General features: G+C 71.9%; 19 protein-coding genes and 1 pseudogene. 13 read left to right on the top strand and 7 right to left on the bottom strand.

Going from position 1 to position 20,594, the window contains the following annotated elements:
• Positions 1 to 64: 64 nt before the first annotated feature.
• From ACFY0F_RS21365 to ACFY0F_RS21345, 5 genes are all read left to right on the top strand, one after another.
• Complete coding sequence (locus ACFY0F_RS21365) at positions 65 to 445, top strand: sortase-dependent protein (protein ID WP_388796395.1); 381 nt, start codon at positions 65 to 67, stop codon at positions 443 to 445.
• Complete coding sequence (locus ACFY0F_RS21360; protein ID WP_388796392.1) at positions 442 to 1,053, top strand: class F sortase; 612 nt, start codon at positions 442 to 444, stop codon at positions 1,051 to 1,053. The genes ACFY0F_RS21365 and ACFY0F_RS21360 overlap by 4 nt, the downstream gene beginning before the upstream one ends.
• Before the next feature lie 98 nt (positions 1,054 to 1,151).
• Positions 1,152 to 1,643: an RNA polymerase sigma factor gene (locus ACFY0F_RS21355; RefSeq protein WP_388796389.1), complete on the top strand. Its 492-nt coding sequence runs from the start codon at positions 1,152 to 1,154 to the stop codon at positions 1,641 to 1,643.
• A complete protein-coding gene (locus tag ACFY0F_RS21350) occupies positions 1,627 to 2,157 on the top strand; it encodes a hypothetical protein (RefSeq protein WP_388796386.1) in 531 nt (176 codons plus the stop codon). Before ACFY0F_RS21355 ends, ACFY0F_RS21350 begins: the two co-directional genes overlap by 17 nt.
• A 51-nt stretch (positions 2,158 to 2,208) precedes the next feature.
• Complete coding sequence (locus ACFY0F_RS21345; RefSeq protein ID WP_388796383.1) at positions 2,209 to 2,760, top strand: hypothetical protein; 552 nt, start codon at positions 2,209 to 2,211, stop codon at positions 2,758 to 2,760.
• Here the strand turns inward: ACFY0F_RS21345 and ACFY0F_RS21340 are convergent.
• The 3 genes and pseudogenes from ACFY0F_RS21340 to ACFY0F_RS21330 all read right to left on the bottom strand — a co-directional run bounded on the left by ACFY0F_RS21340 (position 2,696) and on the right by ACFY0F_RS21330 (position 6,288).
• Positions 2,696 to 3,925 (bottom strand): serine hydrolase domain-containing protein, encoded by a 1,230-nt coding sequence (locus tag ACFY0F_RS21340; protein WP_388796380.1) that lies wholly within the window; start codon positions 3,923 to 3,925, stop codon positions 2,696 to 2,698. The two genes, ACFY0F_RS21345 and ACFY0F_RS21340, sit on opposite strands and share 65 nt — an antisense overlap.
• A 443-nt stretch (positions 3,926 to 4,368) precedes the next feature.
• Complete coding sequence (locus tag ACFY0F_RS21335) at positions 4,369 to 5,052, bottom strand: glycerophosphodiester phosphodiesterase (RefSeq protein WP_388796376.1); 684 nt, start codon at positions 5,050 to 5,052, stop codon at positions 4,369 to 4,371.
• A 34-nt stretch (positions 5,053 to 5,086) separates the two neighbouring features.
• Positions 5,087 to 6,288 (bottom strand): annotated as a pseudogene (locus tag ACFY0F_RS21330) (adenosine deaminase).
• Between the two features lie 367 nt (positions 6,289 to 6,655).
• Between ACFY0F_RS21330 and ACFY0F_RS21325 the strand changes: the two are divergent.
• Positions 6,656 to 7,048, top strand: coding sequence for a DUF4190 domain-containing protein (locus ACFY0F_RS21325; protein WP_388796373.1), 393 nt, complete (start codon positions 6,656 to 6,658; stop codon positions 7,046 to 7,048).
• Between the two features lie 13 nt (positions 7,049 to 7,061).
• Here ACFY0F_RS21325 and ACFY0F_RS21320 read toward each other — a convergent pair whose 3' ends face one another.
• Positions 7,062 to 7,661: an NADAR family protein gene (locus tag ACFY0F_RS21320; RefSeq protein WP_388796370.1), complete on the bottom strand. Its 600-nt coding sequence runs from the start codon at positions 7,659 to 7,661 to the stop codon at positions 7,062 to 7,064.
• A gap of 208 nt (positions 7,662 to 7,869) precedes the next feature.
• On the opposite strand from ACFY0F_RS21320, the gene ACFY0F_RS21315 reads away from it, so the two are divergent.
• The 6 genes from ACFY0F_RS21315 to ACFY0F_RS21290 all read left to right on the top strand — a co-directional run bounded on the left by ACFY0F_RS21315 (position 7,870) and on the right by ACFY0F_RS21290 (position 15,085).
• Positions 7,870 to 9,405 (top strand): gamma-aminobutyraldehyde dehydrogenase, encoded by a 1,536-nt coding sequence (locus tag ACFY0F_RS21315; protein ID WP_388796367.1) that lies wholly within the window; start codon positions 7,870 to 7,872, stop codon positions 9,403 to 9,405.
• 64 nt (positions 9,406 to 9,469) lie between these two features.
• Entirely contained in the window at positions 9,470 to 10,717 is a 1,248-nt protein-coding gene (locus tag ACFY0F_RS21310) for a PotD/PotF family extracellular solute-binding protein (RefSeq protein WP_388796364.1), read from the top strand.
• Between the two features lie 5 nt (positions 10,718 to 10,722).
• Positions 10,723 to 11,898 (top strand): ABC transporter ATP-binding protein, encoded by a 1,176-nt coding sequence (locus tag ACFY0F_RS21305; RefSeq protein WP_388796360.1) that lies wholly within the window; start codon positions 10,723 to 10,725, stop codon positions 11,896 to 11,898.
• Positions 11,898 to 12,827 carry an ABC transporter permease gene (locus ACFY0F_RS21300; RefSeq protein WP_388796357.1) on the top strand — a complete coding sequence of 310 codons (930 nt, stop codon included), beginning with the start codon at positions 11,898 to 11,900 and terminating at the stop codon, positions 12,825 to 12,827. The genes ACFY0F_RS21305 and ACFY0F_RS21300 overlap by 1 nt, the downstream gene beginning before the upstream one ends.
• Positions 12,828 to 13,628 carry an ABC transporter permease gene (locus ACFY0F_RS21295; protein ID WP_388796353.1) on the top strand — a complete coding sequence of 267 codons (801 nt, stop codon included), beginning with the start codon at positions 12,828 to 12,830 and terminating at the stop codon, positions 13,626 to 13,628.
• 38 nt (positions 13,629 to 13,666) lie between these two features.
• The gene (locus ACFY0F_RS21290) at positions 13,667 to 15,085 is read left to right on the top strand and encodes an NAD(P)/FAD-dependent oxidoreductase (protein ID WP_388796350.1); all 1,419 of its coding nucleotides are present in this window, start codon (positions 13,667 to 13,669) and stop codon (positions 15,083 to 15,085) included.
• A 14-nt stretch (positions 15,086 to 15,099) separates the two neighbouring features.
• Here ACFY0F_RS21290 and ACFY0F_RS21285 read toward each other — a convergent pair whose 3' ends face one another.
• From ACFY0F_RS21285 to gabT, 3 genes are all read right to left on the bottom strand, one after another.
• Positions 15,100 to 15,303 (bottom strand): hypothetical protein, encoded by a 204-nt coding sequence (locus ACFY0F_RS21285; RefSeq protein ID WP_388796347.1) that lies wholly within the window; start codon positions 15,301 to 15,303, stop codon positions 15,100 to 15,102.
• A gap of 157 nt (positions 15,304 to 15,460) precedes the next feature.
• The gene (locus ACFY0F_RS21280) at positions 15,461 to 16,309 is read right to left on the bottom strand and encodes a phosphatase PAP2 family protein (RefSeq protein WP_388797059.1); all 849 of its coding nucleotides are present in this window, start codon (positions 16,307 to 16,309) and stop codon (positions 15,461 to 15,463) included.
• A 163-nt stretch (positions 16,310 to 16,472) separates the two neighbouring features.
• A complete protein-coding gene (gene gabT, locus ACFY0F_RS21275; RefSeq protein ID WP_388796344.1) occupies positions 16,473 to 17,807 on the bottom strand; it encodes a 4-aminobutyrate--2-oxoglutarate transaminase in 1,335 nt (444 codons plus the stop codon).
• A gap of 281 nt (positions 17,808 to 18,088) precedes the next feature.
• Between gabT and ACFY0F_RS21270 the strand changes: the two genes are divergently transcribed.
• Positions 18,089 to 20,494 (top strand): ATP/GTP-binding protein, encoded by a 2,406-nt coding sequence (locus tag ACFY0F_RS21270; RefSeq protein ID WP_388796341.1) that lies wholly within the window; start codon positions 18,089 to 18,091, stop codon positions 20,492 to 20,494.
• Positions 20,495 to 20,594 lie beyond the last annotated feature (100 nt).

The raw sequence follows: 20,594 nt of genomic DNA, 5'->3' as shown, positions 1-20,594 counted from the left end.
CGCTCGATCCGTGACACGGCCCGCCCGCTCACCGGGCGGGCCGACCTACGAAAGAGAGCGATCCATGCGCCGAACTGTCCTCAGTGCCGCGGCACTCGCCTGCGTTGCCGTACTGGCGGGCACCGTGCCCGCGTTCGCGGACGGCACCCCGAGCCCCGCCCCGTCCGCCCGCCCGACTCTCGGTGCGTCGCCTTCGCCGACCACGGGCGGGCGCGGCAGCGCCACCCGGGAGCCGAGTCTGCGGCCGAGCCCCGTCCCGACCAAGGTGCGGGACGGGGGCCAGGTGGCCGTCGTCCCCCGGGGCGCCGCGAACACCGGTGTGGCCTCCGGGTCCGACAGCTCCGGAAACGACGGAGCGCTGATCGGCGGGGGCGTCGCCGGAGCCGCCGCCCTGGGCGGTGCGGCGTTCCTGGTGATCCGCCGCCGACGGGTGACCGGGGCGTGAACCAGCTCTCCAGGCGCGCGTTCGCCGGTGCGGCGGCCGCCGCGCTGCTCACCGGCTGCGCCGGCTCGCACTCGCCGGCCCGGACGGAGGCGGACCGCTCCACCGGAACGCCCCGGCCCGCGCGGCACTCGGCCCACCCGGTCCGCGCGGCGGCCCGTTCGGTGCCGGTGCGGCTGCTGGTCCCGGCCATCGGGGTCGACACCCCGGTCGTCAAGCTGGGGCTGGCCCAGGACGGCACGGTGCAGGTACCCGCGGTCGAGACCCACGACCGGGCGGGCTGGTACCGGTACTCGCCGACGCCCGGCCAGACCGGTCCGTCGGTGATCCTCGGTCATGTGACCGTCGGTGCCTACGGGGACGGCGTCTTCCGGCACCTCGACCGGCTGCGCCGGGGCGACCGGATCGTCGCGGGCCTGGAGAACGGCACCTCGGCGAGGTTCGAGGTCACCGGCGTACGGACCGTCGCCAAGGCCGACTTCCCGACCAAGGCCGTCTACGGGGACGTGGACCGGCCGGAGTTGCGGCTCATCACGTGCGGCGGCCCGCGCACCGGGGACGGCTACCGCGACAACGTGATCGTCTTCGCCGTGCTGAGCCCGGGCGCCTGACCCCGCCAGGCCGGAGAACACCCGGACCACGGGCCGACGGAACGCACAACGGCGGCCCGGGGTCTTCCCCACGAGTGCCCGACCCCCGATGGAGAGCGTTGAAACGGTCCCGCGAGAAGGCAGCAGCCGAGCTGTTCGCCGCCCTCTACCCCCGCCTGGCCGGCTGGTGCCGCCGTCTGGTCGACGACGACGGGACGGCCCACGAGATCGCCTCGGAGGCGTTCACCCGGCTCTGGGCCCGCTGGACGACCGTGGCGGAGCCCCGGGGTTTCCTCTACGTCACCGCCGCCAACCTCGTACGGGATCACTGGCGCAAGCTCGAGCGCGAGCGCAGGGCCGTGCACCGGGCCGGGATCGAAGCGGCGGTCCGGCCGCCCGCCGAGCAGGCCGACCCGTCGGTCCGGCTGCTCGTGCAGGCGCTGCCGGAACGGCTGCGCACGCCGATCCTGCTGCACTACTACGCTGACATGCCGATCCGGGAGGTGGCCGTGCTGACCGGGCGCAAGGAAGGAACCGTCAAGGCCGACCTGCACGCGGCCCGCGAACTGCTCCGCGCCCACCTGAGGAGAAGTCTTGATCACACACTCTGACGACGGTCCGGACTTCGACCCCGACGACCCCCTCGCCGTCATCCTGCGACCCTCCTCCGGTCATCTCGCCCCGCCCCCCGGCCGGTTCGAGGAGATCCGCCGGGGCGCGGCCCGCCGCCGGCTGCTGCGCACGGCGGCCGGGGTCGGTGCGTCGTGCGCGGTCGCCGCGGTCCTGGCGCTGCCGCTGCTGCGCACGTCCCACGAACGGCCCGCCTCCCCGGTGGTCCCGCTCGCCCCGCCATCGGCGAGCAGTCCCTCGGCCGAGCCGACGTCGCCGACGGCCGTGCCGTCGTCCCCCTCGGCCGTGCCGACATCCCCGTCATCCCTGTCGGCCTCGCCCGGCCGGGGTCGGACCACCGCCCCGGAGGGCCGCCCCGTTCCCCGTCCCTCCGGAGCGAGTCCCACCAGCCGTCGCGGGGCCCCCGAGAAGGCCCCCTCCGCCGCGCCCAGCGCGGAGGAGTCGCCGCCACAGGACGCACCCACCACCGAACCGTCGGTGCGGCGGCGGAGGTGACCGGGGCACCCCACTTTTGAACACGTTCAATTCGCGGCGTAGGCTCCTGTCATGAGCGACAGAGCCGCCCAACTCAAGGGCATCCGCGTATGGCTGGCCTGCTTCGTCGTGTGCCTCGTGCTCAGCGGGGCCACCGCCTTCCCGCTCGTCCACGAACTGCGCTGGACCGAGGACCTGCTGCGGTGGCTGCCCGTGCCCGACCACCTGCCGGGGCTCGCGGACTGGATCTCGCGGGTACGGCAGGGCGTGGACACCGCCGACGCCGCATACCCCTTCCTGCTGTACGGCACGGACTGGCTGGCCTTCGCCCACCTGGTCATCGCGGTCGCCTTCTACGGGCCGTACCGCGACCCCGTCCGCAACGTCTGGGTCGTCGAGTTCGGGATGATCGCCTGCGCCGGAATCATCCCGCTCGCCCTGGTCTGCGGGCCGATCCGGGGGATTCCCTTCTGGTGGTCGGTGATCGACATGTCGTTCGGGGTGTTCGGGGTCGTCCCGCTGTACGTCGTGCGGCAGAAGATCAAGCGGCTGGAGGCACTCAGCCCGTCGAACCCGCCGAACCCGCCGAAGCCTTCGAACCCGGCTCCGGCTGCCGCTGCTTGAGCGCCGCCAGGGCGATCCGCTGGGCCACCGGGTTCATCTCCTCGCCCTTGGCGTCCGTCGAGCCGACCGAGTAGACGAGGGTGCGACTGAGGTTCGCGGTCGCGGCGATCACGGTGTTGTAGCCGTACCGGCCCCCGGACTTCATCCAGTACTCCCGACCCTCGTACGTGAAGCGCTGCAGCCCGGCGCTGTGGGTGGCCCCCTCGATGCCGGCCGGGACGGTGAACATCTCCCGCAGCTGCGGCCCGGGCACGATGCGGCCGCCGAACAGCGCGTGGACCAGCCGCTCCAGGTCGGCGGTCGTGGAGATCATGTCGCCGGCCGCCCACCGGTCCGCCTGGTTCCACTCCGTCACGTCGACGAACTCCGTCGTCCCGTCGGCCCTCGTCACCTTCTGGTAGCCGTGGTTGTGCGGTCCGCGGATCCGCGGATCGGTGCCCGGGAAGTACGTGTCCCGCATGCCGGCCGGGCGCAGCACCAGCCGGGTGGCCTCGGAGGCGTACGAGCGCCCGGTCACCTTCTCGATCAGCATGCCGAGGATCGTGTAGTTGATGTTGAGGTAGTCCTGCTTCTTCCCCGGGCGGAACTCCGGCCCCTTCGCCACCGCCGACTTCACGACCTGGGCCGAGGTGAGGGTGTCGAAGCGGTGCGCGTACTGGTCCTCGAAGGAGTCGCCCCAGCCGTCACCGGCCTGGATGCCGCTGGTGTGGTTCAGCAACTGCCGTACGGTGACCGGCTCGCGGAACTTCGGCCCGAGCAGTCCGGGAAGGTAGCGCTCGATCGAGGCGTTCAGGTCGACGCGGCCCTCGGCGGCGAGCCTCAGCACGGCCGCCGCCGTCACCACCTTCGTGGTCGACCCCGCCCGGAAGCGGGCGTCCGGGTCCGCCGCCCGGTCGCTCGCCAGGTCGTGCACCCCCGCGCTGCCCCGCCAGGTGCCGTCGGTGCCGCCCACCCTGACCAGCGCGACGGTCGCGTCCGCGTCGGGCAGACCCGCGATCGCGGCGCGCAGCGCGTCGGCGTCCACGGTGGACGCGGGGTGTGCGGAGGCGGCCGGTGCGGAGGCGGCCGGTGCGGACGCGGCGAGGGCGGGTAGGGCCAGCGGGCCCGCCGTCAGGGCCAGGACCAGGGCGGCGGTGAGTGCGGTGGTGCGGCTGCGTACGCGCATCGAGTGCTCCTGGGATGGCGGGGCGGGAACGTTGTGATCATCCTCGCGTCGTGCCACGGCCCCGGGAATCGTCGTCGAGGAGGGCGCCGACCCTGGCCCGACCCCCACCAACTGCCCTGCCGTGCCCGGAGGTTGTCGGGGTTGGCCCCTAGGGGGTGTCTTGTGGATCACGCCGGGGTCGCGGGGTCTGGCACGCACTCCCCCACTCTCGACTTCGCTCGAGCGGGAGGGGCCCCCACCGGCGTTGTCGTCGGTTGCCGACGCTCCGCGTCGACGCCCTCCTCCGCCTTGCAGCTGCACGCTCCCCCACGCTCGAACAGACTCGCGCGGGGGCACCCCCATCGCCCCCGCTCGGGTCGGCTGGAAGGCGCCGTCGGTCTCAACCGGCCTGATCCACAAGACACCCCCTAGGAGGCGATCGCGCCCCCGGTGGAGTTCGCCGGTCAGGCCGTACGCAGGGCGCACAGCAGGTCGATGCGGTTCGTCGTGATCGAGTCGACGCCGAGGTCGAGGAGGCGGCGCAGGGAGCGGCGGGTGTCGGGGGTCCACACGGACAGCAGCAGGCCGTCGCGGTGGACGCGTGCCGCGACGGTGCGGTCGACCAGCCCGAAGCGGTAGTTCAGCCAGCGCGGGCGCACCGCGTCGAGCAGACCGGCCCGGGGCGGTGCGAGCGTCGTCCAGGTCAGGGCGATCTCGGCGGACGGATCGGCGGCCCGCACCGCCAGCATCATCTCGGCGCCGGCGCAGTAGTAGACGCGGTCCCGCGCCCCGCAGTCGCGCACCACGCCGACGATCGCGTGCACCGCCCGGGCGTCGGCCCGCCCGGGCAGGTCGATCATCACCCGGGCGCCGTCCGCCGCGGCCAGCGCGTCCGCCAGCGTCGGCACCCCGCCCGCCGTGAGCCCGCGCACCTCGTCGGACGACAGTGAGCGCAGCGGGCGGTCGTGCCCCCACAGCCGCTTCAGCGTCTCGTCGTGCAGCAGCACGGGGACGCCGTCACGGGTGAGCCGTACGTCGATCTCGACGGCGTCCGCGCCCTGGGCGAGCGCGGACCGCAGGGAGTCGAGGGTGTTCTCGCGGAAGCGGTAGGGGTCGCCGCGGTGGGCCACGGCGGTCACGGTCTGCATGCGCCCATTGTGGCGGTGCCCGTCTTGGCGGCTGTCAGGAGGCCGTCCACGCGGCGGTGTAGGTGTCGATCTCCTGTGTGATCCGGGCCTTGCCCGCGGCGTCCAGGAAGGAGGCCTCGACGGCGTTCTTCGCGAGGTCGGCCAGGCCGTGCTCGTCCAGGTCGAGGAGGCGGGCGGCCACCGCGTACTCGTTGTTGAGGTCGGTGCCGAACATGGGCGGGTCGTCCGAGTTGACGGTGACCAGGACCCCGGCCTCCACGAACTGCCGGATCGGGTGCTCGTCGAGGGTGCGGACCGCGCGGGTGGCTATGTTCGAGGTCGGGCAGACCTCCAGCGGGATGCGGTGCTCGGCGAGGTGGGCGAGCAGTTTCGGGTCCTGGACGGAGCTGGTGCCGTGCCCGATGCGCTCGGCGCCCAGTTCGGTGAGGGCGTCCCACACCGTCTGCGGGCCGGTGGTCTCGCCGGCGTGCGGCACCGAATGCAGACCGGCCGCGATCGCCCGGTCGAAGTATGGCTTGAACTGCGGCCGGGGCACGCCGATCTCCGGGCCGCCGAGCCCGAAGGAGACCAGCCCCTCCGGGCGCAGCCGGTCGTCGGTGGCCAGCCGGGCCGTCTCCTCCGCCGACACCAGGCCCGCCTCGCCGGGGATGTCGAAGCACCAGCGCAGCACGGTCCCGAACTCGGCCTCGGCCGCCTTGCGCGCGTCCTCGACGGCGTCCATGAACGCGGCCTCGTCGATGCCGCGCCGGGTCGAGGAGTACGGGGTGATGGTCAGCTCGGCGTACCGCACCTGCTGCCGGGCCAGGTCGCGGGCCACCTCGTAGGTCAGCAGCCGGACGTCCTCCGGGGTGCGGATCAGGTCCACGACGGACAGGTACACCTCGATGAAGTGCGCGAAGTCGGTGAAGCTGAAGTAGTCGACCAGGGCCCCGGGGTCGGTGGGGACCTTGGAGTCGGGGTGGCGCGCGGCCAGCTCGGAGACGATGCGGGGGGAGGCGGAGCCGACGTGGTGGACGTGCAGTTCGGCCTTGGGCAGTCCGGCGACGAAGGCCCGCAGATCGCGGTCGGTGGTGCCGGCGGCGGGTACGGCTGTCTGGTCGGTCAAGGTTCCTCCCCGGAACGGCGCCCACGGACCGTGGCCCGGGCGCGGGTGATCGGCTGATCGATGACTCGGGGATCATCGTAGGCCGGGGCCTGTGCCGGGTACGGCCCGGCCTTAACATGACGGGACGCCAGGGGAAGGGGACCGCGCACCATGTCCGAAGAGGAACCGGGGTCCCTCCGGGGGCACGGCACGGACGACACCGCACGGAACCCGTGGGCACCGCCCGCCGACCGCGTTCCCGGTGACTCGGGGCCCGGGGTGACCCTGGACAAAACGGGAGCCCCGGCAGGTCCCGGGCCCGCGCCCGCTTCCGGGCCCGCGCCCGCTTCCGGGCCCGCGCCCGGCGGGGCTCCGCCCGCCTCCCCCTGGGCCGCGCCCGCACCGGCCGATGCCCCTCGGGCCGACCCCGGCCCCTGGGCACCCCCCGTCCTCCACCCCGGCCCGCATGGCACCCCCGCACCGCCCCCGGCCTGGGGTAACCCCTTCGCCCCGCCTGCGGTGGCCGCCCCGCAGCCCCAGTACGCCCCCGTCCCTCCGCCCCCCATATCCCCCGACGGCCCCGGACAGCTCCCGTACGGCTACCCGGGCCAGCCGGGTTACGGCTATCCGGCCGGGCACGGCTACGGCTGGCCCGGGACGCAGCCGACGCCGAGCAACGGGATGGGCACGGCGGCGCTGTCGCTGGGCATCCTGGCCGCCCTCTGCTTCTGGCTGTGGCCGCTGGCCATCGTGCTCGGCGTACTCGCGGTGATCTTCGGCGTGATCGGCCGCGGCAAGGCCCGCCGCGGCGAGGCGACCAACGGCGGTCAGTCCCTGGCCGGCATCATCTGCGGCGCCGCCGGCCTCGTCCTCGGCCTGCTCATGACCGTCGTGTTCATCACGACGTCCTGAGCCCGGGCCGCCCTCAGCCCTCCTGCGCCAGCCGCTCCCGCGCGGCCATCAGCGCGAACCCGAGCAGGTTCGGCCCCCGCCACCGCTCGGGGTCGGCCGCCGCCTCGTCGTCCGCCGCGAGGCCGATGCCCCAGACCCGGTCCACGGGGCTCGCCTCCACCAGGACCTTCCCCCAGCCTCCGGCCGGGGGGACCCCCATCTCGCTCCGCTCGCCGGTGTTCAGCAGGAACTCCCGCAGCTCCGGGTGGGCGGAGAACTTGTGGACGCTGCCCTCGACCACGATCCGGAAGCGCTCGCGCTCCCATATCGTCTCGTCGAAGCCGCGCACCAGCCGTCCGGCCTTCTTGGCCTGCGAGGGGTGCCCCGCCGCCAGCACCTGGCGCTCCGCCTCCGGGTCCTCGAAGAGCCGTGCCTTGCCGGCCATCATCCAGTGCTCCGCCGTCGCGTACTCCACCCCGTCCACCACGAACGGCGACGGCCACCACTGGCTCAGACAGCTCACGCCGACCCGCCCGTCCGGCCGCGGCCGGTGCCCCCAGAAGTGCAGGAACTTCACCCTCGCCCCTGCCCGGACCTCCGTGATCAGCGCGTCCACGCCGTCGATCTTCCCCATGCACGCGAGTCTGGCACGCACCACTGACACTCCGTCCTGGCTTTTCCGGCCCCACTCGACACCTGGTCGACAGATTCCGTTGCGTAACCAAAAGGCAACAACGGAATCACTTGTTGGACGCCCCTCCCTCTGTCAGGATCGGCACTCAATTCGAGCTGGAGCTACGCCACCCGCCCCCCGGGGCGGGACGACGGCGGAGGAGAGCGACATGCACAGACCGGGTACCGCCACCCCGGAGCGATTCCCCGCGCGGGAGCGCCTCGGGGACGGCGCGCAGTTCGTCGCCGGACGCCTGACCGAGGGCACCTCCGGCCGCACGTACGCCGTGGTCGACCCGGCCACCGGCAAGGAGGCGTACACGTACGAGCTGGCCGGAACGGACGACGTCGACGCGGCCGTGGCCGCCGCCCGCGAGGCCTTCCCGGGCTGGTCCGCCGCCACCCCGGGCGAGCGCTCCGACGCCCTGCACCGCTTCGCCGCAGTCGTCGCCGACCGCGCCGAGGACTTCGCCCGCGCCGAGTCCCTCCAGTGCGGCAAGCCGCTCAAGCTCACCCGCGAGTTCGACGTCCCCGGGACCATCGACAACACCGCCTTCTTCGCGGGCGCCGCCCGGCACCTGCAGGGACAGGCCGCCGCCGAGTACTCCGGCGACCACACCTCGTACGTCCGCCGCGAGCCCATAGGCGTCGTCGGCTCGATCGCACCCTGGAACTACCCCCTCCAGATGGCCGCCTGGAAGATCCTCCCGGCGGTCGCCGCGGGCAACACCATCGTGCTCAAGCCCGCCGAGCTCACCCCGTTCACCTCGCTGCTCTTCGCGCAGGCGGCGACCGACGCCGGCATCCCCGACGGGGTGATCAACATCGTCACCGGCACCGGCAGGGTGGCCGGCGAGCACCTGGTCGGTCACCCGGGCGTGGCCATGACCTCGTTCACCGGCTCCACCGCCGTCGGCAGACGGGTCGCCGAGATCGCCACCGCCACCGTCAAGCGCCTCCATCTGGAGCTCGGCGGCAAGGCTCCGTTCGTGGTGTTCGACGACGCCGACCTGGAGGCGGCCGTCCATGGCGCCGTCGCGGGCGCGCTCATCAACACCGGCCAGGACTGCACCGCCGCCACGCGCGCGTATGTGCAGCGCCCGCTGTACGAGGCGTTCGTCGAGCAGACCGCCGCCCTCATGGAGAGCGTCCGGCTCGGCGACCCCTTCGCGCCCGGCACCGACCTCGGCCCGCTGGTCTCGCACGCCCAGCGCGACCGGGTCGCCGCCTTCGTCGACCGGGCGCGCGGCTACGCGCGCGTGGTGGCCGGCGGCGAGGCGCCGCAGGGGGACCTCGCGAACGGAGCCTACTACCGGCCCACCCTGATCGCCGACGCGCCGCAGGACAGCGAGATCGTCCAGGCGGAGATCTTCGGCCCGGTACTGGTCGTCCTCCCCTTCGACGGTGACGACGAGGGCATCCGGCTGGCCAACGACACCCCGTACGGTCTCGCCGCCTCCGCGTGGACCCGGGACGTCTACCGTGCGGGCCGCGCCACCCGCGACATCAAGGCGGGCTGCGTCTGGGTCAACGACCACATCCCGATCATCAGCGAGATGCCGCACGGCGGCTTCAAGCAGTCCGGCTTCGGCAAGGACATGTCGGCGTACTCGTTCGAGGAGTACACCCAGGTCAAGCACGTAATGTTCGACAACACGGCGGTGGCCCGCAAGGACTGGCACCGCACGATCTTCGGGGACCGATAGCGAAGACCGGCCACCGCCGCGACCACGGCGGCCGAACCCATCCTCCCGAAAGGGCACCACGCGCATGGAGCAGTACGAGCCCGGCCGCCTGTCTCCGGTCCAGGTGGCCGCGATACGGCGCAGCCTACGAAGCGGCCGCGCGGCCATGACCCGCCGTTCGCTGCTGCGGGCCTCCGCGGGCGGCGCGCTCACCGTGGGCGGTCTCGGGGCGCTGAGCGCCTGCGGGATCCCCGCGGCCGGCAAGACGCAGGGCGGCACGTCCGCCGAGGACCACTCGGCCGCGGAGAAGGTCGTCGACTTCTCCAACTGGACCGAGTACATCGACGTCGACGACAGCGGCAAGCACCACCCGACACTGGATACGTTCCGCAAGCGGACCGGCATCCAGGTCAGGTACACCGAGGACATCAACGACAACGACGAGTTCTTCGGCAAGATCAAGCCGCAGCTCGCCGCCGGCCAGGACACCGGCCGCGACATCATCGTCCTCACCGACTGGCTCGCCGCCCGGCTGATCCGCCTGGGCTGGGTGCAGAAACTGGACCCCTCGCACCTGCCGCACGCCTACACCAACCTGTCGGCGCAGTTCCGCGACCCCGACTGGGACCCGGGCCGCGCCTACTCGTACCCGTGGCAGGGCATCTCGACCGTCATCGCCTACAACAAGAAGGCGCTCGACGGCATCGAGGTGAAGTCGGTCTCCGACCTGCTCGACAACCCCAAGCTGAAGGGCCGCGTCGGCTTCCTCTCCGAGATGCGCGACACCGTCGGCATGACAATGCTCGACATGGGCAAGGACCCCGGGAAGTTCACCGACGACGACTACGACGCGGTGATCGCCCGTCTCCAGAAAGCCGTCGACAAGGGCCAGATCCGCCGCTTCACCGGCAACGACTACACGTCCGACCTCACCAAGGGCGACTTCGCGGCCTGCGTCGCCTGGGCCGGTGACGTCGTCCAGCTCAAGGCGGACAGCCCGGACGTCGACTTCGTCATCCCCGACAGCGGCTACATGACGTCGACCGACAACATGCTGATCCCCAACAGGGCCCGTCACAAGACCAACGCCGAGCTGCTCATGGACTTCTACTACGAGCCCCAGCAGGCCGCCGAGCTCGCCGCCTACATCAACTACGTGACGCCGGTCGACGGTGTGAAGCCCTGGCTTGCGAAGATCGACAAGGCTGCGGCGGACAACCCGCTGATCATTCCCGACAAGGCCATGCAGGCCAGGTCCCACGCCTTCCGGTCACTGAGCCAGAAGGAAGAGACGGCCTACGAAGAGAAGTTCGCGAAGCTGACAGGGGCGTGACGACGATGAGGACGACAGAGACGACGGACTCGGGCGGCGACGTCCGCCTCTCGGGGATCGGCAAGACCTACGGCTCCTTCACCGCCGTGCACCCGCTGGACCTGACCGTCCCGCAGGGCTCCTTCTTCGCCCTGCTCGGCGCCTCGGGCTGCGGCAAGACCACCACCCTGCGCATGATCGCCGGCCTGGAGGAACCTTCCTGCGGCACTGTGCACCTCGGCGACCAGGACGTGACCCACCTGCCGCCGTACAAGCGGCCGGTGAACACGGTCTTCCAGTCGTACGCCCTCTTCCCGCACCTCGACATCTTCGAGAACGTCGCCTTCGGCCTGCGCCGGCGCGGCATCAAGAGCGTGAAGAAGCAGGTCGAGGAGATGCTGGAGCTCGTACAGCTCGGCGAGCAGGCGCGCAAGAAGCCGCACCAGCTCTCCGGCGGCCAGCAGCAGCGCGTCGCGGTCGCCCGGGCGCTCATCAACCACCCCAAGGTGCTCCTCCTCGACGAGCCGCTCGGCGCCCTCGACCTCAAGCTGCGCCGGCAGATGCAGCTCGAGCTCAAGCGGATCCAGACCGAGGTCGGCATCACCTTCGTCCACGTCACGCACGACCAGGAGGAGGCCATGACGATGGCCGACACGGTCGCCGTGATGAACGCGGGCCGCGTCGAACAGCTCGGCTCGCCCACCGACCTGTACGAGAACCCGCGGACCACGTTCGTCGCGAACTTCCTCGGCACCTCCAACCTGATCGAGGCCGAGGTCGACTCCGGCAGCGGGGACGACATCGTCCTGAAGGCGGGCGGCGGCAAGCTGGTGCTGCCCCGGGCGCGGTGCTCCGCCCCGGCGACGGCCGGCGGAAAGGTGCTGGTGGGCATCCGCCCGGAGAAGATCTCCCTCACGCACGCCGACGACGCGGGGGAGATCCCGCAGGGCCGCAACCGCATCTCCGGAAGGATCGCGGACTCCAGTTTCATCGGCGTCTCCACGCAGTACGTGATCGACAGCCCGGTCTGCCCCGAGTTCGAGGTCTACGCCCAGAACATCGACCGCGACGCCCGTCTGGTGCCCGGCACCGATGTCGTACTGCACTGGAACCCGGCGCACACCTTCGGGCTCGACGCGGCGCAGTCCCTGCTGGCCGGGACAGTGGGCTCCGCCGGCACCGAGGAAGAGGCCGCCGCCTGATGTCGACGCTCACCGAGGCGCCCCCGCCCCTCGCCCCCGCCGAGCCGGCGAAGAAGCCCCCGCGCCGACGCGGCCGCCTCACCCCGTACTGGCTGCTGCTGCCCGGCATCCTCTGGCTGATCGTCTTCTTCGCCCTGCCGATGATCTACCAGGCGTCCACCTCCGTACAGACGGGCTCCCTGGAGGACGGGTACAAGGTCACCTGGCACTTCGCGACCTACTGGGACGCGCTGGCCGAGTACTGGCCGCAGTTCCTGCGCTCGGTCCTCTACGCCACCGCCGCGACCGTGCTGTGCCTGCTGCTCGGCTACCCGCTGGCCTATCTGATCGCCTTCCGCGCGGGCCGCTGGCGGAACCTGATCATGATCCTGGTGATCGCGCCGTTCTTCACCAGCTTCCTGATCCGCACCCTCGCGTGGAAGACGATCCTCGCGGACGGCGGCCCGGTCGTCGGCGCCCTGGGCGCCCTGCACGTCCTGGACCTCACCGACTGGCTCGGCTGGACGGCGGGCGACCGTGTGCTGGCCACTCCGCTGGCGGTGGTGTGCGGCCTCACGTACAATTTCCTGCCGTTCATGATCCTGCCGCTGTACACCTCGCTGGAGCGGATCGACGGGCGGCTGCACGAGGCGGCCGGCGACCTGTACGCCAGGCCCTGGACCACCTTCCGCAAGGTCACCTTCCCGCTGTCGATGCCCGGTGTGGTCTCCGGCACGCTGCTGACCTTCATCCCGGCGGCCGGCGACTACGTCAACGCCGAACTCCTCGGCTCCACCGACACCCGCATGATCGGCAACGTCATCCAGACGCAGTTCCTGCGGATCCTGGACTACCCGACGGCCGCCGCGCTCTCCTTCATCCTCATGGCCGCGATCCTGCTCATGGTCACGGTCTACATCCGCCGGTCCGGGACGGAGGACCTGGTCTGAATGCCACTCGTCACCTGGCTCAAGCGCCATCTCGTCGTCATCGCCGGACTGCTCACGCTCGCCTATCTGCTGCTGCCGAACGTCGTCGTCACGGTGTTCTCCTTCAACAGACCGAAGGGGCGCTTCAACTACGCGTGGCAGCAGTTCTCCCTGGACGCCTGGAAGGATCCCTGCGGCGTCGCCGACATGTGCGGCTCGCTGTCCGTCAGCCTCCAGATCGCCGTGTGGGCGACGATCGGCGCCACGCTGCTCGGCACGATGATCGCCTTCGCGCTGGTCCGCTACCGCTTCCGGGCGCGGTCCGCCGTGAACTCGCTGATCTTCCTGCCGATGGCCATGCCCGAGGTCGTCATGGCGGCCTCGCTGCTCACCCTGTTCCTCAACATGGGTGCGCAGCTGGGCTTCTGGACGATCCTGATCGCGCACATCATGTTCTGCCTGAGCTTCGTCGTCGTCGCGGTCAAGGCCCGCGTGATGTCGATGGACCCGCGCCTGGAGGAAGCCGCCCGGGACCTGTACGCCTCCCCGGTGCAGACGTTCCTGCGGGTCACCCTGCCCATCGCGGCACCCGGGATCGCCGCGGGCGCGCTGCTGTCCTTCGCGCTCTCCTTCGACGACTTCATCATCACCAACTTCAACGCGGGCTCGACCGTCACCTTCCCCATGTTCGTGTGGGGCTCGGCGCAGCGCGGAACGCCCGTCCAGATCAATGTCATCGGTACGGCCATGTTCCTGGTCGCCGTCCTGCTCGTGCTGACCTCGATGGTCATCACCAACCGCCGCAACCGGCACAAGGCATGACCCCAAGAATCGGAAGACCTCTGTAGGGAGTTGAAATCATGGCCCCGAGCGCCATGACCCGTTGGATCACGTCTCTCTCCGAAGCACAGCCGGTCCCGTACTGGCTCGAAGACCCCGGCAAGCCCCACCCCGAGCCCGCCCTCACCGGCACCGAGACCTGCGACCTGCTGGTCGTCGGCGGCGGCTACAGCGGACTGTGGACCGCGCTGAACGCCAAGGAGCGCGATCCGCAGCGGGACGTGGTGCTGCTGGAGGGCCGTGAGGTGGGCTGGGCCGCCTCGGGCCGCAACGGCGGTTTCTGCGCCGCCTCCCTCACGCACGGACTGACCAACGGCCTCACCCGCTGGCCGGACGAGATCCACACCCTGCAGAAGCTGGGCGAGCGCAACCTCGACGAGATCGAGGCGGCGATCGCCCGGCACGGCATCGACTGCGACTTCGAACGCACCGGCGAGATCGACGTCGCCACCGAGACGTACCAGGCGTGGGAACTGCGTGACTGGCACAAGGAGCTGCGGGACAAGGGCCTCGCCGACGGCATCGAGTTCCTGGACGCGGACGCCGTCCGCGAACAGGTGAACTCGCCGACCTTCGAGGCGGGTCTGTACGACCGCCGGGGCGTGGCCATGCTCCACCCGGCCAAGCTCGTCTGGGGCCTCAAACGGGCCTGCGCCCGCCTGGGCGTGCGGGTCTACGAGCACACGCCGGCCCTGACCCTCAAGCCGTACGGCGCCGGCATGGCCGTACGCACGCCCTACGGCTCGGTCCGCGCCCGCAAGGTGGCCCTCGGCACGAACATCTTCCCGAACCTCCTGCGGCGCGTCCGCTCCTACACCGTCCCGGTCTACGACTACGCGCTGATGACGGAACCCCTGTCCGCCGACCGGCTGGCGGCGATCGGCTGGAAGAACAGACAGGGCCTCGGCGACTCGGCGAACCAGTTCCACTACTTCCGGCTGTCCGCCGACAACCGCATCCTGTGGGGCGGCTACGACGCCGTCCACCACTACGGCGGCCGTGTCCGCGCCGAGTACGACGACCGCCCGGAGACCTACGCCAAGCTCGCCGGGCACTTCTTCACCTGCTTCCCGCAGCTCGAAGGCGTCCGCTTCACGCACGCGTGGGGCGGCGCCATCGACACCTGCTCACGTTTCTCGGCGTTCTTCGGCACCGCCCACCAGGGGAAGGTGGCGTACGCGGCGGGCTACACGGGCCTCGGTGTCGGCGCCACCCGGTTCGGCGCCGACGTGATGCTGGACCTGCTGGACGGGGAGCGCACGGAGCGGACGGAGCTGGAGATGGTCCGCAAGAAACCCCTGCCCTTCCCGCCCGAACCGTTCGCCTGGACCGGCATCGCCCTCACCAAGTGGTCCCTGGCCCGCGCGGACGCCCAGGGCGGCAGACGCAACCTGTGGCTGAAGACCATGGACCGGCTGGGGCTGGGCTTCGACAGCTGACCCCGTCCCCTTCCTCAGGCCCGGGCCGCCGTGCTGCCGTCGGCCCGGGCACGCGCGTCGTCCGCTTCCTCGGGGGTGCCGGTCCGTTCGTAGGCGGCCGCGGCGGGCAGCCAGGTGGCACGTACCTCGCTGTCCGGGGCGCCCGCCGCTGCCTTCGTCCTGGCGAGCTCCGTCAGCGCCTCACCGGTGCGGAAGAGGTCCCCCAGCTCCTCCAGCATGGCGGCCGACCGTTCACCGGCGGCCAGCGCCTCGTCGAAGCGGCGCAGTTCCCGCCGCCCGAGGGGATTCAGCCCAACCAGAGACGTCCTGGCGCTCCCGGGCGGGCTCGGATCCGCTCCCCTCGGACATGTGTGCCACCGGACGGGCCGGGCACGTTCAGCGATCCGGTTCGGCCGGAGCCTGCGACGAACGGGGCGGCGGCGATCCCGACCGGAGGAGGGGACCGATGAGGAGCCGCAGCGAGCAGAGCAGCACCGTGGCGAGGCACCAGCTGGCCAGCACGTCCAGTGGCCAGTGGTAGCCGTGCCGGACCAGGCCGAAGGAGACGCCGAGCACGAGGGCGGCACAGGCGGCGACGAGTGCGCGGCGCCCGAGCGGCGAGCGGAGCCGGGGCAGGAGGAGCAGGGCCGCCGAGCCGTACGCGATCGCCGCCGTGGCCGTGTGACCGGACGGGTAGTAGCCGACGCCCGGCGGTACGACGGGGGTGCCGGGACGGGCGGTCCAGTGCTTCAGCGGTACGACGACCGCCGGGACCAGCGCCATCAGGGCCGCCGCGGCGGCCGACGGCTGCCACCAGCGGTCCGTACCGGTGGCACGGGCCCGCCAGGCCGCGTAGCCCAGCACCACCGCCAGCACCGGCACGGCGATCTGGGTGTTGCCGAGATCGGCCAGGAACTGCGAGGTGCCGTCCGGGTGGACCAGGGTGCCGCTCAGCCGCTCGTCGAGACGCTCCAGCGGGCCGCCGGTGACGATCTGCCAGGTGATGAGCACGAAAAAGAGGGCCGGCAGGCCCAGGAGAAGGAGGAGAAGGAAGGAGGTCGGCCGCCCCGGAACAGGGGGGGTGGTTCCGGGGCGGCCGTCCGGACCGGAATGTCGCGCGCCCCGGGGGGTTTGGGGCGAGCGACCGTCCGATCGGTGAGGAGATCCGGAGCCGGAGGCACCGGTTGTGTGCGCGAGGGCACGACCAGGTCGAAGCTGGGGAGGCCCCGGCCTGATGTCGCCCACAGTCCCCTGTGGGCGGGGTGTATCTCTCATCTGAAGAGAACCTACGACAGGGGGTGGCGTCAGGACAGACGGAATCGCGTCCCGACATCCACCTCGCACACGTTCTTCACACCGCCTGCCGTACCCGTGGCCTCGCTGTCCGTGACGGGTGCGGACCCGTCGCTCAGATGCGCGCGAACGCCTGCTCGATGATGTCGAGACCCTCGTTCAGCAGGTCCTCGCCGATGACCAGCGGCGGCAGGAAACGCAGCACGTTGCCGTAGGTGCCACAGGTCAGGACCAGCAGGCCCTCCTGGTGGCAGGCCTTGGCGAGCGCGGCGGTCGCCTCGGGGTTCGGCTCCTTGGTCGTACGGTCCTTGACCAGCTCGATCGCGATCATCGCGCCCCGGCCGCGCACGTCACCGATGACCTCGAACTTCTCGGCCATGGCGGTCAGGCGGGACTTCATGACCGACTCGATGTTCTTCGCCTTCGCGTTGAGGTCGAGCTCCTTCATGGTCTCGATGGCGCCGAGCGCACCGGCACAGGCCACCGGGTTGCCGCCGTAGGTGCCGCCGAGGCCGCCGGCGTGCGCGGCGTCCATCATCTCGGCGCGGCCGGTGACGGCGGCGAGCGGCAGACCGCCCGCGATGCCCTTGGCGGTGGTGATCAGGTCCGGGACGATGCCCTCGTCCTCGCACGCGAACCACTGGCCCGTGCGGCAGAAGCCGGACTGGATCTCGTCCGCGACGAACACGATGCCGTTGTCCGAGGCGAACTTGCGGATCGCGGGCAGGAAGCCCTTGGCCGGCTCGATGAAGCCGCCCTCGCCGAGCACCGGCTCGATGATGATCGCCGCCACGTTGTCCGGGCCGACCTGCTTGGTGATCTGGTCGATGGCCTGCGCAGCGGCCTCCGGGCCGGCGTTCTCCGGGCCGGTCGGCCAGCGGTAGCCGTACGCCACCGGCACCCGGTAGACCTCGGGCGCGAACGGGCCGAAGCCGTGCTTGTACGGCATGTTCTTCGCGGTCAGCGCCATCGTCAGGTTGGTACGGCCGTGGTAGCCGTGGTCGAACACGACGACCGCCTGGCGCTTGGTGTACGCACGCGCGATCTTGACGGCGTTCTCGACGGCCTCGGCGCCGGAGTTGAACAGCGCGGACTTCTTCGCGTGGTCGCCGGGGGTGAGCTCGGCGAGGGCCTCGGCGACCGCCACGTAGCCCTCGTACGGGGTGACCATGAAACAGGTGTGGGTGAAGTCCTGCAGCTGGGCGGTGGCCCGGCGGACGACGGCCTCGGCGGACGCGCCGACACTCGTCACCGCGATGCCGGAACCGAAGTCGATCAGACGGTTGCCGTCGACGTCCTCGATGATGCCGCCGCCCGCGCGCGTGGTGAACACGGGCAGCACGGAGCCCACACCCTGCGCGACCGCGGCGGTACGGCGGGCCTGCAGCTCCTGCGACTTCGGGCCGGGGATGGCGGTGACGACGCGGCGCTCCTGCGGAAGTGCGCTCATGAGGGGCTCCTGGTGGTTTCGCGGCCTTGACTTGCCTCGACGGCTCTTGCCTTCTTTTCTCGCAGGCTAAGTCGGGTGGCCGGGGGCGGGCACGCTCCATGGGGGCGTGGTCGGGAATCCTTGTTGTCCGTGGTGGACATGGTGGTCCGGGAAACGCTCGACCCGGCACTCGAAAGTCGTCTGTCCGCTCTCTCGGCCGCGTAAGCGGTGAACTCCCCAGAGCCGGGCGTTAGATTGACTCGCTGATGGTGGACGGAACGGCTGGTCAGGGGGCAACGGCGATGGACAGCGACGGGACGCACGACGCGCAGGGCACGCATGCGGATCCCGTGCCGCGTCCGGCGCGGCCACAGGACGTCCCCACGGTGCCGCCGCGGCCCGCGCGGCCCCCGCGGCAGACGGGTTCCCACGGATTCGAGCAGCAGGCCCCCCGGCGGTCGGCCGTCGTCGAATGGCTCGACGAGCCGCGCCCGGCCACCGGACTCGGCATCTGGCGGTTCGGGTACCGCCCCCCCAAGGGGGCGCAGTCACCGGACCGGCTCCCCGGGATCACGGTCGTCGGCCTGCTGATCCCCCTGGTCGTGGCCCTGCTCCTGTGGTCCCTGTGGCGTCACGGCGGCGTTCCCTACCAGTGGGCACTGCTGAGGCTGTTCACACCGGACGACTGGTGGTGGGCCGGCACCACGTCCCCCAAGGGGATGCAGGGCCGTGAGGCCGCCGTGGTCTACGACGGCGTCTTCTTCGCCGTCCTCGTCTACGGGGTCGCCCGGCTGGGCGGCTGGCCCGAGGTCGTACGGCACGTCGTCGGCCGCCGCCCGCAACCCGCGCGGGCCCTGCTCGCCGCCCTCGGCGCGCTCGGTGCGCTGAGCCTGGTCTTCCCCGACGCCTTCGGCGCCGGCTGGGACGCCCTGCCGGTCGTCGACCCGCTGTTCTCCCTCGTCGTCCTGATCACGGGCGGCTACGAGGTGTTCACCTCCCAACTGCTCACCGACGGGCTGTACGCGCTCATCACCCTGCTGGTCCTGTGGCCCTTCGCCCGCGTCGGCGGCTGGTGGGGGTACGGGAGGGAACTAGCGGCCCGCCGCCGCGCCACGGCCGACCCGACGGCGCCACCGGCCCCGGACCTGCCACGCTCGCAGTGGCCCGAGCTGCGCCACGCCGGGCAGCACCAGGCGGCCGACGTGCTGACCGCCGAGGTGGCCGGCGGCCGGATGAACGACGTGGACTGCGCCCGGATCGAACGCGTCTTCGCGGACTGCCGGAGGGAGGCCCGGCTGGCCCACTTCACGGAGACCGTGCTGCGGGAGGGCGCGGCGGCCTGGACGCATCCGTCCGGGGCCCGTGACCTGCCGTACCGCACCGCGCGCCACGATCTGCTCGACGGCCAGGTGCGCATCGGGCGTTTCGTGCCGGGGGAGCGCACGCCACGCGCCTACCACGGCGCGGGCGCGGCCGTCGGCCCGGACGTCCTCGGCACCTCCCTCCTGCTGGTCGGACCGCCGGGCGCGGGCAAGACCCGGCAGGTGATCGAACCGGTGACCGAGGCGCTGGCGCTGCAGGCGCTCACCGGCCGGTGCGCGGTGGTCGCGGTCCGCACCACCGCCTCCTCGCCCGGCCCGGACCCGGCCTTCGACGTCGTCGTCCGGATCGGCGACCCGGCTTCCGTCCACGACCTCGACCCGTACGCGGGAGCCGAAGACGCCGACGAGGCCGCCGGCTTCCTCGCCGAGGCCCTCGCGGGCGACCTCGACACCGTCAGCGCGCAGAGCGCCGCCACCGCGCTCGCCCAGCTGCTCGGCCCGTACCGCGCCGCGCACGGACACTTCCCGCCGCTGCCGGCACTGCGCGACCTGCTGGAGGGCGACCGGGCCGCGCTGTCCGCCCTGCGCGACGCGCTCAGCGGTGACGGGCACGCCGTGATGCGCCGCGAACTCGACGCCCGGATGCGGCAGACCGGGGGCGCGGCCGATGTCGGCCCCGTTCTCGCCGGCCGGCTCGCGCTGCTGGACCGGCCCGTCTTCGCCGAGTTCTTCGGTGCGGGCGACCAGATCCGCCCCTTCTCGCTGCGCGCGGTCGCCCACCATCCGCTGCGCGTCCGCATCGACCTTCCCGAGCGCGGCCACGAGGAGGCCGCCCGCCTGCTCACCCGGCTCGTCCTCGCCCAGTTCAGCACCGTCGTACGGGAGAACCGGCCCGGGCACTTCGCCTGCCTGGTCCTGGACGACGCCACCGGCACGATCACCGGGGAGTCGGTGCGCCGCATCCAGCGCCTGCGCTCCCTGAACGCCGGCGTCGTCCTCGCCCTGCGCACGATCGCCGACGTGCCCGAGGCGCTGCACGGCCCGCTGCTGGGCGCCGTCGGCTGCCGCATGGCCTTCTCCGGCGTGACCACCTGGGACGGCAGCAGGTTCGCGCACGCCTGGGGAACCGAGTGGGTGGAGACCAAGGAGGTCGCCAAGCACACCGTCTTCGCCGACCAGCCGATGACCCGGGCCATCCACGCGCTGCGCAAGCTCGTCACCGGGAAGGCCGTGACCACGGACGCCGTGACCGTGAAGCAGGTGGAGCGGGAGCGCTGGTCGGCCTCCCAGCTGGCCCATGAGGTGCCCCCGGGCCACGCGGTGCTGTCCCTGACCGACGTCAAGGGTGAGCACGCCCCGCCGCTGCTGGTCGATCTGCGAGGTTAGGGACTCTCGAAAAGGGCGGACACAGGGTCAGCACGCGACCGTACAGTGAGGCAGAATCGGCAGAGGCCGTTCATACGCGGCGGCCAAATGATCACAACGG

The sequence above is a fragment of the Streptomyces sp. NPDC001544 genome, assembly GCF_042894285.1.
Classification (GTDB): domain Bacteria; phylum Actinomycetota; class Actinomycetes; order Streptomycetales; family Streptomycetaceae; genus Streptomyces.
This window is presented reverse-complemented; position numbering and strand designations above follow the sequence as displayed.